The organism is Stenotrophomonas sp. Steno-C17 (genome assembly GCF_056393165.1).
Genome location: NZ_JBWJPD010000021.1, coordinates 1 through 14,665 on the forward strand (window position 1 = coordinate 1; position 14,665 = coordinate 14,665).

16 protein-coding genes are annotated in these 14,665 nt (G+C 67.7%); 11 read left to right on the top strand and 5 right to left on the bottom strand.

From position 1 onward, the window contains the following. Window positions 1-69 precede the first annotated feature (69 nt). Together recR and AC06FA_RS16700 are read left to right on the top strand one after the other, a co-directional pair. Entirely contained in the window at window positions 70-669 is a 600-nt protein-coding gene (gene recR, locus AC06FA_RS16695) for a recombination mediator RecR (RefSeq protein ID WP_343651558.1), read from the top strand. A 66-nt stretch (window positions 670-735) separates the two neighbouring features. Further along, window positions 736-1,095 (top strand): histidine triad nucleotide-binding protein, encoded by a 360-nt coding sequence (locus AC06FA_RS16700; protein WP_478069272.1) that lies wholly within the window; start codon window positions 736-738, stop codon window positions 1,093-1,095. Between the two features lie 73 nt (window positions 1,096-1,168). On the opposite strand, the gene AC06FA_RS16705 is transcribed toward AC06FA_RS16700, so the two are convergent. Genes AC06FA_RS16705 through AC06FA_RS16720 form a run of 4 tightly spaced genes read right to left on the bottom strand, consistent with a single transcriptional unit; the run spans window position 1,169 to window position 5,532 of the window. Continuing rightward, complete coding sequence (locus tag AC06FA_RS16705; RefSeq protein WP_108748740.1) at window positions 1,169-1,693, bottom strand: Slp family lipoprotein; 525 nt, start codon at window positions 1,691-1,693, stop codon at window positions 1,169-1,171. Next, the gene (locus tag AC06FA_RS16710; protein WP_478069273.1) at window positions 1,690-3,639 is read right to left on the bottom strand and encodes a transglutaminase TgpA family protein; all 1,950 of its coding nucleotides are present in this window, start codon (window positions 3,637-3,639) and stop codon (window positions 1,690-1,692) included. Before AC06FA_RS16710 ends, AC06FA_RS16705 begins: the two co-directional genes overlap by 4 nt. Further along, a complete protein-coding gene (locus AC06FA_RS16715) occupies window positions 3,632-4,582 on the bottom strand; it encodes a DUF58 domain-containing protein (RefSeq protein ID WP_478069274.1) in 951 nt (316 codons plus the stop codon). The genes AC06FA_RS16710 and AC06FA_RS16715 overlap by 8 nt, the downstream gene beginning before the upstream one ends. After that, a complete protein-coding gene (locus AC06FA_RS16720; protein ID WP_478069275.1) occupies window positions 4,579-5,532 on the bottom strand; it encodes an AAA family ATPase in 954 nt (317 codons plus the stop codon). The genes AC06FA_RS16715 and AC06FA_RS16720 overlap by 4 nt, the downstream gene beginning before the upstream one ends. 44 nt (window positions 5,533-5,576) lie before the next feature. Between AC06FA_RS16720 and AC06FA_RS16725 the strand changes: the two genes are divergently transcribed. Beyond that, window positions 5,577-7,415 (top strand): glycosyltransferase family 39 protein, encoded by a 1,839-nt coding sequence (locus AC06FA_RS16725; protein WP_478069276.1) that lies wholly within the window; start codon window positions 5,577-5,579, stop codon window positions 7,413-7,415. Window positions 7,416-7,510: 95 nt separating this feature from the next. On the opposite strand, the gene AC06FA_RS16730 is transcribed toward AC06FA_RS16725, so the two are convergent. Next, complete coding sequence (locus AC06FA_RS16730) at window positions 7,511-8,083, bottom strand: Maf family protein (protein WP_478069277.1); 573 nt, start codon at window positions 8,081-8,083, stop codon at window positions 7,511-7,513. A gap of 114 nt (window positions 8,084-8,197) precedes the next feature. Here AC06FA_RS16730 and AC06FA_RS16735 point away from each other — a divergent pair, with 114 nt between their 5' ends. From AC06FA_RS16735 to fabF, 8 genes are all read left to right on the top strand, one after another. Next, window positions 8,198-8,707 (top strand): YceD family protein, encoded by a 510-nt coding sequence (locus AC06FA_RS16735; protein WP_478069278.1) that lies wholly within the window; start codon window positions 8,198-8,200, stop codon window positions 8,705-8,707. 117 nt (window positions 8,708-8,824) lie between these two features. Then, on the top strand, window positions 8,825-9,019 hold the full coding sequence (rpmF, locus tag AC06FA_RS16740; RefSeq protein WP_004154640.1) for a 50S ribosomal protein L32: 195 nt from the start codon (window positions 8,825-8,827) through the stop codon (window positions 9,017-9,019). A 91-nt stretch (window positions 9,020-9,110) separates the two neighbouring features. After that, window positions 9,111-10,088: a beta-ketoacyl-ACP synthase III gene (locus tag AC06FA_RS16745; RefSeq protein ID WP_108748746.1), complete on the top strand. Its 978-nt coding sequence runs from the start codon at window positions 9,111-9,113 to the stop codon at window positions 10,086-10,088. Between the two features lie 73 nt (window positions 10,089-10,161). Next, window positions 10,162-10,944, top strand: coding sequence for a BUD32 family EKC/KEOPS complex subunit (locus AC06FA_RS16750; RefSeq protein ID WP_478069279.1), 783 nt, complete (start codon window positions 10,162-10,164; stop codon window positions 10,942-10,944). Between the two features lie 148 nt (window positions 10,945-11,092). Beyond that, window positions 11,093-12,037: an ACP S-malonyltransferase gene (gene fabD, locus AC06FA_RS16755; RefSeq protein ID WP_478069280.1), complete on the top strand. Its 945-nt coding sequence runs from the start codon at window positions 11,093-11,095 to the stop codon at window positions 12,035-12,037. 81 nt (window positions 12,038-12,118) lie between these two features. Next, complete coding sequence (fabG, locus tag AC06FA_RS16760; protein WP_478069281.1) at window positions 12,119-12,862, top strand: 3-oxoacyl-ACP reductase FabG; 744 nt, start codon at window positions 12,119-12,121, stop codon at window positions 12,860-12,862. Between the two features lie 152 nt (window positions 12,863-13,014). Then, window positions 13,015-13,254 (top strand): acyl carrier protein, encoded by a 240-nt coding sequence (acpP, locus tag AC06FA_RS16765; protein ID WP_108748749.1) that lies wholly within the window; start codon window positions 13,015-13,017, stop codon window positions 13,252-13,254. A 143-nt stretch (window positions 13,255-13,397) separates the two neighbouring features. Further along, on the top strand, window positions 13,398-14,660 hold the full coding sequence (gene fabF, locus AC06FA_RS16770) for a beta-ketoacyl-ACP synthase II (RefSeq protein ID WP_108755549.1): 1,263 nt from the start codon (window positions 13,398-13,400) through the stop codon (window positions 14,658-14,660). Window positions 14,661-14,665: the final 5 nt, after the last annotated feature.

The following is a 14,665-nucleotide window of genomic DNA, read 5'->3' on the forward strand; positions in this document are numbered from 1 at the left end:
TCAGTCGAGCAAGCTCGACTCTACCAAGCCCTTCAGTCGAGCAAGCTCGACTCTACAAAGCCTGCCGCCGTGTCCGCACCTCTGCTTGAACAACTGATCGATGCGCTGCGGGTGCTGCCGGGCGTGGGCCAGAAGACGGCCCAGCGCATGGCCTACCACCTGCTGGAACGCGAGCGCGAGGGCGGCCAGCGCCTGGCCGAAACGTTGGCGCTGGCGGTGGAGCGCATCGGCCACTGCGCGCAGTGCCGCGATTTCAGCGAAAGCGAGGTGTGCCCCACCTGCGCCAATGGCAGCCGCGAGCGCAGCCAGCTGTGCGTGGTGGAATCGCCGGCCGACCGCCTGGCCATTGAAAACGCGACCGGCTTCCGTGGTGTCTACTTCGTCCTGCAGGGGCGGCTGTCGCCGCTCGATGGCGTGGGCCCGCGCGAACTGGGCCTGGAACAGCTGGAGCAGCGCCTGGCCCAGGGCGAGGTGCAGGAACTGATCATCGCCACCAGCGCCACCGTCGAAGGTGAGGCGACCGCGCACTATCTGGCGCAGTTGGCGCGCGCACGCCAGGTGCGGCCCAGCCGCCTGGCCCAGGGCCTGCCGTTGGGCGGCGAACTGGAATACGTGGATCGCGGCACGCTGTCGCACGCCTTCGGCACGCGCAGCGAATTCCGCGACTGACGCGCGGCCGGGCAACGCCCGCTATCGCCGGCCTACAATGCGGGGGATATCCCGCCGAGGCCGACCATGAGCAGCGAAACCCTTTTCAGCAAGATCATCCGCCGCGAGATCCCGGCCACCATCGTCTACGAAGATGACGAGGTGCTGGGCTTCAAGGACATTGCACCGCAGGCACCGGTGCACGTGCTGTTCATTCCGAAGAACGAGATCATTCCCACCCTGGATGATCTGCAGCCGTCGCAGGCGCACCTGATCGGCAAACTGGCGCTGGCGGCTGCGGCCTACGCGCGCAGCGAAGGTTTCGCCGAGGACGGCTACCGCATCGTGATGAACTGCCGCGAGCACGCCGGGCAGACCGTGTTCCATATCCACATGCACCTGCTGGCCGGCGCGCCGCTGGGCCATTTCGGTACGCCGGGGCGTTGAGGTCACCGCATCCGCGCGTGGCCACGGTGATGGCACCCGTAAAAAAGGCCGCCCTGGGGCGGCCTTTCTGTACTTACCACCAGCCCCAGCGGCCGTAGCCCCAGTACGGGCCCGGGCCCCACGGGCCATACGGACCGTACGGGTAGGGCACCACATCGACCTGGCGCTGTTCCGGCCACAGGTAGATGACATCGGCGGCCAGCTTCGGCAGGCGGTAGTCGTAGTCACCGATGCGCGTATTGGAATAGCCGTCGATCTTGCCGATGAAGGTCACATCGCGGCCGGCTTCAAACACGGCCGGGTCGTAGAAGCCGGCGCGGCAGGCGATGAAGCGGCCATCGCTGGCGTCCGACGAGGTGGTGTTCGGGCGGCCACTGCCATTGAGCGGGCGCGAGATCATCTGGAAGCAGGTCTCGCCCTGGCCGGGCAGGGTTTCAATGATGCGCCCGCCCCAACGGACCGGCGTGCCGACCTGCTGGGTGGCGACCGAGTCGCGCGGGGAGACCAGGCTGAACTGTCCCTGCAGCGGCTTGGGTGCCGTTGCGCAGGCCGACAGGGCCAGCGTGGCCACGGCAGTAAGAAGGAACTTGGTTTTCATTGGGAAGCTCCGGAAGACGGGCGATGCCTGCGCAGGTCCCGCAATAATGCGGCGAGGTCGGTGCAAGTGCCAGCGTAACGCGCGTCAGCGAAACGCTGGCTGAGTGCCAGCAGGGCTGGATCAGGTTGCTGGGCATGCACGCGCTGGGCCCACGCCATGGGCGGCTCGTGCGGTTCGCGGCCCAGGCCACGTCGCGTGTAGCGACGGCCCAGACGGTGCCAGGCGCGCAGCAGCGGATCGCGCTCGCGTTCGCCACGGGCCAGCAGCCAGGCCATCCAGGCCAGCGCCAGCAACGCGGCCGTCACGAAGCCGGCCAGCAGCTGTCCCGGCCCCAGATCGTCCAGCCCCAGTGGCTGCAGCATCTGCTGCTGGCGGCGTGCGTCAAACGACAACACCAGGTCGTTCCACCCGCGGCGCAGCCAATCGCCCACCTGGCCGATCTGCAGCCAGCGCTGTTGCAGGCCGGTATCGGTGCCGGCCTGCAGGCGGTCGTCCAGCGTGTCCAGGATCCGCTCCGGCGCCACGGCGGCGGTCGGGTCCACCCGCACCCAGCCCTGTTGCGGCAGCCACACTTCGGCCCAGGCGTGGGCGTCCATGCGCCGCACCACCCAGTAGTTGCCGATGCGGTTGCGGGTACCGCCGGCGAAACCGGTCACCACCCGCGCAGGAATGCCGGCGTTGCGCATCAGCACCACGAACGCGGAACTGAAGTGCTGGCAGAAGCCGGCCTTGTAATCGAACAGGAAGGCATCGACCGGGTCGCGCCCGGCCACTGGGGTTTCCAGCGTGTAGGAGAAGTCAGCGGTGATCCAGGCCAGCGCCCGGCGGACCACGGCGGCATCGTCGTTGCCCGCTTCCTGGCGCCACTGCCGGGCCAGCGTTGCTGTGCGCGGGTTGAAGCCTGCGGGCAACTGCAATGCGGCGCGGCGCTGTTCGGCCGACAACGTGGCATCGAAGCGGCGTGACGGGGCCGATTGCAGGCGCCAGCGGGTCAGCGTGCTCAGGCGACGGTCGCTGGACAGGCTCATGTCCGCATCCAGGCGCGTCCCGGCCGGCGCGCTGCGCGGCAGGTCCAGCGCCACCAGTTGGCGGCGGTCGGTGGGTTCGTAGTCGATCTGGTAATCCCAACCCGATGCGGTCTGTTCCACTGCGGGCGGGGCGCGGAACTGCGCGGTGGGATCGCGCCGCCAGACGTGGCCATCGAAGCGGGTCATCACCGGGCCACGCCAGTAGCGCTGCTCCGGTGCCGGCGCCGCACCGAAGAACTGCACGCGCAGGGCCGGCGTATCGTCGGCCATCAGGTCCAGCCACTGATCCGGCTCCATGGTGTCGGACAGGCCGGGGGTGCCGACGGCGCGATCGGGAATGCCCCACAGCGGCGTGGCCAGGCGCGGGAACAGCCAGAAGCAGGCCAACGCCAACGGCAGGCCGATCAACATCAGGCGGCCCACGCCGCGCAGCTGGCCGCGCAGCGGCACCGGTGCACTGTGGCCTTCCCCCTGGGCCAGGCGCTGCAGCGCCAGCAGGCCGCTGATGCCGGCCAGTGCGGCCAGTGCGGTGGTCAGCGGCCCCTGGTCGAGCAGGAAGGCCGCAAACGGCGCGAACAGGGCGAAGCCGATCAGGCTGCGCGCATCACGCAGGCTGCGCAGCTCGCTGGATTTGATCGCCAGCATCGCGGCCAGCAGCGCGCAGCCGGTGTCGCGACCGGGACGCACTGCGCCCATCTGCCAGACGATGGCGCCCAGCATGGCCAGCACCAGCAGCACGCGCACCGGCATCGGCAGCACGCGACGCTGCGACAGCAGTGCGGTCAGTACGGCGGCGCCGGCGAACAGCGCGGCCAGCAGGGTGGGCAGCTGCAGCAGCAGCGGCAGCAGGGCCAGTGCGGCACTGGCCAGCGTCCAGTAGCGCGCGTTGCGGTCGATCAGGGGCGCGGTGTCAGTCATGTGGCAGCAGTGCCAGTGCGCGCAGGCACAGATGGTGGTGGCTGGCGCCCTGGCCAGGGCCGAGCGCCGGCTGGCCGGGCAGCAGCAGGGTGTAGCGGCGGCCTTCGCGCTCGGCCAGGTCGACCCAGCGCGCCAGCCGCGCAATGCGTGCTTCGGCGGCCATCGGTGCCAGCATGCGCCAGTCCAGCATCACTTCAATGCCGACCGGTTTCTCGTATTCGCGCACCAGCAGGCTGTCGCGCCGCGCCGAATGCTTCCAGGCGATGCTGCGGGTCGGATCGCCCGCGCGGTACGGGCGCAGCTGGTGCAGTTCATCACCGCTGGCGTGGGCACGGGTGTGCAGCGGGTCGCTGCCGCGCTCAGGCAGGCCCGGGCCCTGCGCTTCGGGGTGCGGATAGACCAGCAGCGGCTGTTCGGGCCAGACCCACGACCAGGCCCGTACCAGGCCCAGCGGTTGGGTGCTGGACAGGCGGATGCGGGGCAGGTCGAGCCAGCCGCGGCGCTGGGTGGGCACATCCAGTTCCACCTCGGCGCGACCCTGCGGCGGCAGGTCGGTCCAGGCCTGGTGCTCGCCCAGTTGCAGGTGCAGCCCGTGGCGCGCGCGCGGGTCGCGCACGGAAAGGTCGATGCGCAGCCGCAGCGTCTGCCCGGCCGCGACCGGCTCGGCGGCGATCGTATCGATCTGCACGCCCGACAGCTGCAGGTGCGCGGCGATCGCACTGGCGACGGCTGCTGCCGCCAGCAGCAGGGCCAGCAGCAGGGCAGGGTTGTTGTTGTAGTTCAGTGCGCCCAGCAGCATGGCCGCCAGCAGGGTGGCCACGAACAGGCCAAAGCGCGTGGGCAGCACGTAGATGCGGCGGCGGTCCAGCCGCTGCGGCAATGCCTCCGGCGAACGCGGGCGCGCCAGCAACTGCAGCCGTGCCCAGCGCGTGGAGGCGTTCAATCGACCGCCACCGTCTGCAGGATCGCGCGCGCCAATGCCGGTCCCGCGCTGGATTCGGCGTCGCCCACCAGGCGGTGCCCGGCCACGGCCACGAACAGGGTCTGCACGTCTTCGGGCACCACATGGCCGCGCCCCAGCAGCAACGCATGCGCCTTGGCCGCGCGCAGCAGGGCCAGCCCGGCACGCGGTGACAGGCCCACGCGCACGCCGGCATGCTGGCGGCTGCGGGTCAGCAGGGCCTGCACGTAATCCACCAGCGCGTCACTGACGTGGATCTGGCCGACGGCTTCGCGCAGCTGCCGCACCTGGTTGTCATCCAGCTGCGGCACGGCACGTGCAATCAGGTCGCGGCGGTCGGTGCCGCGCAGCAGCTCGCGCTCGGCCTGCGCGCTGGGGTAGCCCATGGCCAGGCGCAGCAGGAAGCGGTCCAGCTGCGAATCGGGCAGCGGGAACGTGCCGGACAGGTCCACCGGGTTCTGCGTGGCGATCACGAAGAACGGGTCCGGCAGGATATGCGTCTGCCCGTCCAGGGTGACCTGCTGTTCGGCCATCGCTTCCAGCAGCGCGCTCTGCGTGCGCGGCGGCGCGCGGTTGATCTCGTCGGCCAGCAGCACGTGGGTGAACACCGGGCCGGGATGGAACTGGAACTGACGGCTGCCGGCGTCGTACACCGATACGCCCAGCACATCGGCGGGCAGCAGATCGGAGGTGAACTGCACGCGCTGGAAGCCCAGCCCCAGGCTGCTGGCCAGGGCGTGCGCGAGCGTGGTCTTGCCCAGGCCGGGCAGATCCTCGATCAGCAGGTGACCACCGGAAAGCAGGGCGACGAAGGCCAGGCGGACTTCCTGCGCCTTGCCCAGCACCAGCGCGTTGACCTGGTCCTGCGCATTGCGCAGGGACTGGCGCAGTTGATCGGTTAGCATGCTGGGCATGGGGGACGAAGCTGTCATGATCGTCTCACGTTCGGGAACCCATCGATTCTATCCATAGAGCAATGCAGGGCGAACAGCGCGCACGCACGATATTTGTCTGGTTATGGACGCTCGTCACAGCGGCCAAGCTGGTCGTGGCCGCACGGCTGCCCCTGTTCGTCGATGAGGCGTTCTATTGGCAGGAGGGCCAGCACCTCGCGGCCGCCTATTCCGATCTGCCCGGCCTGACCGCGTGGCTGGCCCGGCTGGGGGTGGAAATCGGCGGGCATCATGTGCTGGCGCTGCGCCTGCCGTTCCTGGCCATTGGTGCGCTGCTGCCCTTGCTGGTATCGCGCGTGGCCACGCGCTGGTTTGGCGCGGTGGCCGGTTGGCAGGCCGGCAGCCTGACCTTGTTGATGCCGTTGTCGGCCACGCTGGGCCTGTTGGCCGTGCCCGATGTGCCGATGGCGCTGGCGGCGGTGCTGTGCCTGGATGCCGGTGCGCGCCTGCTGCGCAATGTCGATGCCTCTTCGGCGGTGAAGCTGGGCCTGGGCCTGCTGATCGGCGCACTCAGCCACTACCGCTTCATCGGTGTCATCGGCGTGGGCTTCATTGCCCTGCTGGCACTGCCGCAGGGGCGGCGCATGCTGGCCGACCCGCGCGTGTGGGTGGCGCTGGCCGTGGGTGTGCTGGCCTGGTTGCCGCTGCTGGCCTGGAATGCCGACAACCACGATGCCGGGCTGAAGTTCCAGGTGGTCGAGCGCCATCCGTGGGCGTTCGAGTGGCGTGGGCTGTGGTTCCTGGTCATCCAGCCGATGCTGGTCACGCCCATCCTGTGCATCGCCATGTGGAAGGTGGCGCTGGCCGGTACCCGCAGCGGTGGTGGCGCGCGCGTGCAGTGGCGCTACTTCGGCCTGGTCGGCGGCGTGTCCACGCTGGGCATCTTCGTGCTGGGCTTCTTCACCGATGTGGAGCGCATCAGTTTCCATTGGCCGCTGCCGGGCTACCTGGCGCTGCTGGTCGCGGTGCCGGTGGTGCTCAACGGCTGGCCGCGCGGGCTGCGGCGCACGGGCTGGTGGCTGGCCGGTGCCGGCATGGTGCTGGCATTCGCCTATTACCTGATGGCCTCTTCACCGGCGCTGCGCGAGCAGTTGGCCGGCAACAAGTACTACCCGCGCAACTTCGCGGGTTGGCAGCCGCTGGCCGCGGCGGTGCGCGAAGAGCTGGCGCAGATGCCGGAAGGTACCCGCGTGCTGGCCGGCAACTTCAAGGTGGGTGCAGAGCTGGGCTTCCAGCTGGGCGACGGCGATATCGCAGTGCTGCCGCATCCGCTCAATGACAAGCATGGGCGCAGCGCGCAGCTGGCGCAGTGGCAGTTGCTGCATGAAGGGGAGCGGCAGCAGCCCATGCTGCTGGTGCTGTCGCCCAGCGACCAGCGTTATCGCGATCTGCTGCAGCGTTACCACGCGGTGTGCGAACAGGTGGGGCCGCTGCCGCCGCCACGCGTGGTCAGCAGCGATCATGGCTTCCAGCGCTTCCTGTTGTTCCGTCTGCCAGCGCAGCGCGCAGACGGGCCGTGCGTGACCCCGGCGATGGCCTGGCTGGATGCGCCGGCCAATGGGGATACCGTGTCAGGCCCGCTCGCGGTGAAGGGCTGGGCCTTCAAGGACGGTGTCGGGCTGTCGCGCGTGGAAGTGCTGCTTGATGGCCAATCGTTGGGCGATGCCCGCTATGGCCGCGAGCTCGACATCCGGGCGGCCTGGCCGGGCACCACCGATCCCACCCACCCGCACGTGGGCTTCGATGCCAGCGTGGATACGCGCGCGCTGGCACCCGGGCGGCATTGGCTGGGCCTGCGCCTGCATGGCCGCGACGGCAGCGTGGAGCAGTGGCAGGAACAACCGTTCGAGGTCGCCCCGTAACCCGTAGCGTCGAGCTTGCCCGCTTGCACGTAGAGTCGAGCTTGCTCGACTGCGGGTACATTCAGTCGAGCAAGCTCGACTCTACCCATCCGGGGTCACGGCACGGCGAAGCCGGCCTTTCGCAGCAGGCCACACAGGGCGATAAGGGGCAGGCCGACCAGCGCGGTGGGGTCGCGGTTGTCGATCGCCTCGAACAGGCTGATGCCCAGCCCTTCACATTTGAAGCTGCCGGCGCAGTCCAGCGGCTGTTCGGCGGCCACGTAGCGGGCGATCTCGTCCTGGCCCAGGGCGCGGAAGCGGACCTCGGTCACGTCCACGGCGGCCAGGCTGTCTCCGTTGCGGGTGAGACAGATGGCGGTATGGAAGCGCACAGTCTTCCCGGACATGGCGGCCAACTGTGCGCAGGCGGCGTCCACCGTGCCTGGCTTGCCCAGCGGCTGGCCGTCCAGGTCGGCCACCTGGTCCGAGCCGATCACCCAGGCACCGGGGTGGCGCGCGGCCACTTCGGCGGCCTTGGCGGCGGCCAGGCGCACGGCCAGCGCCGCCGGTGCTTCGCCCGCGGCCGGGGTCTCGTCCACGTCCGGGCGTGCGCAGTCGAAGGGCAGGCCCAGCCGTTGCAGCAGATCGCGGCGGTAGCGGGAGGTGGAGGCCAGCAGCAGGGCGGACATGCGATAATTCCGGGGCAGGGCGGGGCAGTCTGGCCCGGCGTGAAGGCCCGCAGCAAGTCCCGCCCGGCGGGGTATTTGACAGCGGGCGGGCTGATCCTTAGTATTCAGCGGCTTATGTCCGCGAACGTGCCCGAAACGCTGGATGCTTGGCGGATGGTTGTAGCGCGCAGGCGCTTCGACGGCCAGGTCTCTTTGGCTGAATTGACCCGCCTGCAGGGCTTGGTCGCCGATACCGACGGTGAGTGCAATTACTCGCTTGAATTCGGTCGCGACGAGGTCTTGCGGGTATCCTATGTGGAACTGACCATCGACACCGCGCTGCCGCTGACTTGTCAGCGCAGCATGCAGCGATTCCTGTTGCCGGTGAAGATGACCCAGAGGCTTGGCCTGATCCGCGACGAGGACGAGGAATCGTCCCTGCCGGAGGAGTACGAGGCGTTGCTGGTGCCGGAAGATGGCCAGCTGCGGCCGCTGGACCTGGTCGAAGACGAGTTGGTGTTGGCGGTGCCAGTGGTGCCGTTGTCGCCCGACGGTGAAGCCGTCGACCAGGACTGGGCACCGAGCGAAGAAGAAACGAAGAAAGCCAACCCGTTTGCGGCGTTGGCGGCCCTGAAGAAAGAATAGAAGCATTAGCAGCCGGATTGTCGTCGGCGGCTGCGGCGAAAGCGAAAGTGTGCTGGGCGCTGGCGTCCTGCGCGACGATACGACGAAGCAAAAACGAACCGAGTTTGGAGCAATCCCATGGCTGTCCAGAAATCCCGTGTCACCCCGTCCCGCCGCGGTATGCGCCGTGCGCATGACGCCCTGAGCGCCAAGCAGCTGTCGACCGACCCGACCACCGGCGAAGTGCACCTGCGTCACCACATCACTGCTGACGGTTTCTACCGCGGCAAGAAGGTCATCCAGACCAAGACCTCGGCCGTCGAAGAAGATTGATGTGCCGGGAAGGCCGCTGCCCATGGGCAGCGGCCTTCGCCTTTCTTCCCGGGTGTGCCGGTGATCGGCGGCCCGCGCAACAGGAAACATGATGAGCAAGCGGATCTACTCGAGGATCGCGGGCACCGGTAGCTATTTGCCGGAGAAAGTCCTGACCAACGCCGACCTGGAAAAAATGGTCGAAACCTCGGATGAGTGGATCCAGACGCGCACCGGTATCCGCGAACGGCACATTGCTGCCGAAGGCGAAACCACCAGCGATCTCGGCTACCAGGCCGCGCTGCGTGCGCTTGAAGCGGCCGGCATCGATGCCAGCCAGCTCGACATGATCGTGGTGGGTACCACCACCCCTGACCTGATTTTCCCGTCCACCGCGTGCCTGATCCAGGCCAAGCTCGGTGCATCGGGTTGCCCCGCTTTCGACGTGAACGCTGCCTGCTCGGGCTTCGTGTTCGCGCTCAGCGTGGCCGACAAATTCATCCGTTCCGGCGACGCCCGCCACGTGCTGGTGATCGGTACGGAAACCCTGACCCGCATCGTTGACTGGGAAGACCGCACTACCTGCGTGCTGTTCGGCGATGGCGCGGGCGCCGTCGTGCTGAAGGCCGACGAAGAGACCGGCATCCTCAGCACCCACCTGCATTCGGATGGCAGCAAGAAAGAGCTGCTGTGGAACCCGGTGGGCGTGTCGGTCGGTTTCAAGGGCGGCGCCAACGGCGGCGGCACCATCAACATGAAGGGCAACGACGTGTTCAAGTACGCCGTGAAGGCGCTGGACTCGGTCGTGGACGAAACCCTGGAGGCCAACGGCCTGGACAAGTCCGACCTGGATTGGCTGATTCCGCACCAGGCCAACCTGCGCATCATCGAAGCCACGGCCAAGCGCCTGGACATGTCGATGGACCAGGTGGTGGTCACCGTCGATCGCCACGGCAACACCTCCTCGGCCTCGGTGCCGCTGGCGCTGGACGCCGCCGTGCGTTCGGGCAAAGTCGAGCGCGGCCAGCTGCTGCTGCTGGAAGCCTTCGGTGGCGGCTTCACGTGGGGTTCGGCTCTGCTGCGCTATTGATAGCGTCAGTTACGACAACGTGAATCTGTCGTTACGGCCCCTCTGGGGCCGTAACGCGTTTAGGAGAACCGTCATGGTTGAGCCCATCGTGATTGAAGGGCAGCGCGCCTGGCTGAAGCAGTACGGCAAGGGAAGCCGCGCGCTGGCCCTGGGTCTGCTGAACTTCGTCGCCCATCGTTTCCAGCTGGACGCGCTGCGCCCGCCGCCGCACCGCGGCGGTGATGCGGCCCGCGAAACCGAGGCGCGCCGCCTGGGCGAACTGCACGCACAAGGCATCAACGTGCCTGAAGTGATCGGCAGCGGCCATGCGGCGCTGGTGATCGGCGACAACGGCAGCTCCTTCAATACCTGCCTGCGCGAGGCCGACGCGGCCGGCCGCGACCGGCTGGTGGCCGCCGCCATGCAGGCGCTGGCCGAGGCACATGCGCGCGGGGCCTATTTCGGCCAGCCGCTGCCGCGCAACCTCACCTGGGACGGGCAGAAGGTGGGCTTCATCGACTTCGAGGAAGACCCGCTGGAAGTAATGGACCTGGCCGAGGCGCAGGCCCGCGACTGGCTGATGTTCGGTTACGGCGTGGCCAAGTACTACGGCGACCGCCCCGAACGCCTGCAGGCGATGATGGCCGAGGCCATGAACAGCGTGCAGGGGCCGGTGCGCGCCCACGTGCATTCGGTCAGCGGGCGCCTGCAGGGCCTGGCCCGGGTCTGCATGAAGATGGGGCGCTCGGCGCGCGCATTGGCGCATTCGATCTTCATCACCCATGGCGCCACCACGCTGGGCCTGATGATGGTGGTGGGGCTGTGCATGGACTTCTTCGCCGACGGCGAGCTGGATATCCTGCAGCTGTTCTGCTGAAGGCGGGCAGGGGTCAGGGCCCTTTTCCGGAGGAAAAGGGATCCGACCCCGCCATTGCTCCATACGCCGTGCATACGCGCACGTACAGACGACACGGGGAATTCACCCTTATCATGGCCCGCTTCGATTGCAACAAGCGGATGACCGCGTGACCGTATCCACCCTCGCTTTTGTCTTCCCCGGTCAGGGCTCGCAGTCCGTGGGCATGCTGGCCGAACTGGCCGAGCTGCACCCGCAGGTGCGTGAAGCCTTCACCGAAGCATCCGATGGTGCCGGTGTCGACCTGTGGGCGCTGTCCCAGGGCGGCCCGGAGGAAATGCTCAACCGTACCGAATACACCCAGCCGGCGCTGCTGGCGGCAAGCATCGGCGCGTGGCGCGCCTGGCACGCCGTGGGCGGTCCGCGTCCGTCGGTGCTGGCCGGCCACAGCCTGGGCGAGTACACCGCACTGGTCGCTGCCGGCGCGCTGAGCCTGCACGACGGCGCCCATCTGGTGCGCCTGCGCGGCCAGCTGATGCAGGAAGCCGCGCCGACCGGCGTGGGCGCCATGGCTGCCGTGCTGGGCGCCGAAGACCAGCTGGTGCTGGACGTCTGCGCCGAAGCAGCGGGCAGCCAGGTGGTGGTGCCGGCCAACTTCAATTCGCCGGGCCAGATCGTGATCGGTGGCGACGCCGATGCGGTGGACCGCGCGCTGGCGCTGCTGGCCGAAAAGGGCGTGCGCAAGGCGGTCAAGCTGGCCGTCAGCGTGCCCTCGCACACCCCGCTGATGCGTGAAGCCGCCAACCGCCTGGCCGAAGTGATGGCCGGTCTGTCCTGGCAGGCGCCGCAGCTGCCGGTGGTGCAGAACGTCGATGCCAAGGTGCATGACGGCGTCGATGCCATCCGTACCGCGCTGGTGCAGCAGCTGTACCAGCCGGTGCAGTGGACCGGTTGCGTGCAGGCCCTGGCTGCCCGTGGCATCACCCAGATCGCCGAGTGCGGCCCGGGCAAGGTGCTGACCGGCCTGGTCAAGCGCATCGACAAGACCCTCGATGGTCGCTCGCTGGCTACCCCGGGCGATTTCGAAACCGCCCGCGAGACGTGGTCGGCCTGATCCCCCTGTTCCTGCCGACCGTACCGGTGGCCGCCGCAAGCGGCACGGGTGCGGCGGCCGCCCCAGCCTGAGGAAAACATCATGAGCAAGCCCCTGCAGGGTGAAATCGCACTGGTCACCGGCGCCAGCCGTGGCATTGGTGCCGCCATCGCCGATCTGCTGGCCGCCCAGGGCGCCACTGTCATCGGCACCGCCACCACCGAATCCGGCGCCGCCGCGATCGGTGAGCGCCTGGCCGCCCACGCTGGCCACGGCCGCGCCCTGAATGTGACCGATGCGGCCGCGCTGGACAGCGTGCTGGACGGCATCGCCAAGGAATTCGGCGCGATCTCGATCCTGGTCAACAACGCCGGGATCACCCGCGACAACCTGCTGATGCGCATGAAGGACGAGGACTGGGCGTCGATCATCGACACCAACCTGACCAGCGTGTTCCGCACCAGCAAGGCCGTCATGCGCGGCATGATGAAGGCGCGCAAGGGCCGCATCATCAACATCGCGTCGGTGGTGGGCGTGACCGGCAACGCCGGCCAGGCCAACTATGCCGCCGCCAAGGCCGGCATCATCGGTTTCAGCAAGTCGCTGGCCAAGGAAATCGGCTCGCGTGGCGTCACCGTCAACGTGGTTGCGCCCGGCTTCATCGACACCGACATGACCAAGGCGCTGCCGGAAGAAGCGCGCACCGCCCTGATCAACGACATCGCCCTCGAACGCCTCGGTTCGCCGGAAGACATCGCCCATGCGGTGGCCTTCCTGGCTAGCCCGGCGGCCGGGTACATCACCGGCGAAACCCTCCATGTGAACGGCGGCATGTACATGCCGTAAGCAAGGGGCGCACGGATTGCGCCGCAAGTGGTTGATCTGCGGGGATTTTTGCAGCAATGCAAGGTCGCGCCGGTTTCCACTACACTATCCCACGGCCATCGCCTTAGATGGCGACCACTTTTGAACCACAACTCCATCTGGAGCGAGATCCCATGAGCACCATCGAAGAACGCGTCAAGAAAATCGTCATCGAACAGCTTGGCGTCAAGGAAGAAGAAGTCACCAACAGCGCATCGTTCGTCGATGACCTGGGCGCTGACTCGCTGGACACCGTCGAGCTGGTGATGGCCCTGGAAGAAGAGTTCGAGTGCGAGATCCCGGACGAAGAAGCCGAGAAGATCAGCACCGTGCAGGCTGCCATCGACTACATCAAGGCCCACGTCAAGGCCTGATGTCAGACGGCTGTGCGCGTGCGGGCTTCAGCTCGCCGCGCACCGCACCCCATGGGGCCGCTGTTGCGGCCCCGTGTGTTTGAGCATCACATCGAAGCAAACCGTGTTACCCGTCGAATACGTGCGGGTCAGGAGAATCAGCAATGAAGCGTCGCGTCGTCGTAACCGGCCTGGGTATCGTCTCGCCGTTGGGCAATGATCTGGCCAGCAGCTGGGAAGGCATCACCCACGGTCGTTCGGGCATCGGTCCGCTGACCAACGTTTCTGATGCCTACCTGGAACGGTTCACCACCAAGATTGCAGGTGAGGTCAAGGGCTTTGACATCACCGCCGACAACCCGTTGTTCGGCAAGTACCGGGTCAGTGGCAAGGATGCCAAGAAGATGGACCCGTTCATTCATTACGGCCTGGGCGCTTCGTTCATGGCCCTGCACGATTCGGGCCTGGAAATCACCGAAGCCAACGCCGAGCGCGTGGGCGCCATCGTCGGCGCCGGCATCGGCGGCCTGCTGGGCATCGAAGAGCAGACCATCGAATTCCACGAGGGCAAGAAGATTTCGCCCTTCTACGTGCCCAAGACCATCATCAACATGCTGCCGGGCCAGCTGAGCATCATCGCCGGGCTGAAGGGCCCGTCGTTCTCGGCCGTCTCCGCCTGCGCGACCTCGAATCATTCGATCGGTACCGCGATGCGCATGATCCAGTACGGCGATGCCGACGTGATGGTGGTCGGTGGCGCCGAGCGTGGCTCCTCGCCGACCGCGCTGGGCGGCTTCTGCGCCATGAAGGCCATGAGCACCCGCAACGATGCCCCGCAGCAGGCCTCGCGCCCGTGGGACAAGGACCGTGACGGCTTCGTGCTGGGCGACGGTGCCGGCATCCTGATCCTGGAAGAGTACGAGCACGCCAAGGCGCGTGGCGCGAAGATCTACTGCGAACTGGCCGGCTTCGGTGCCAGCTCCGACGCGTACCACATGACCGCCCCGGCCGAGAACGGCGAAGGCGCGGCGCGCTGCATGACCATGGCGCTGAAGGACGCCGGCGTGACCCCGGACCAGGTCGGCTACCTCAACGCACACGGCACTTCCACGCCGCTGGGCGATCTGGGCGAAACCATGGCCATGAAGACCGCCTTCGGCGACCACGCCTACAAGATGATGGTCAGCTCCACCAAATCGATGACCGGCCACCTGCTGGGTGCCGCCGGCGGCGTGGAAGCGATCTTCTCGGTGATGGCGCTGCAGGACAACATCATTCCGCCGACCATCAACCTGGAACAGCCGGGCGAAGGCTGCGACCTGGATTACGTGCCCAACGAAGCACGCCAAGCCAAGGTGGACGTGGTGATGTCCAACGGCTTCGGCTTCGGCGGCACCAACGGCACGCTGATCTTCAAGCGCGTCTGACCGGC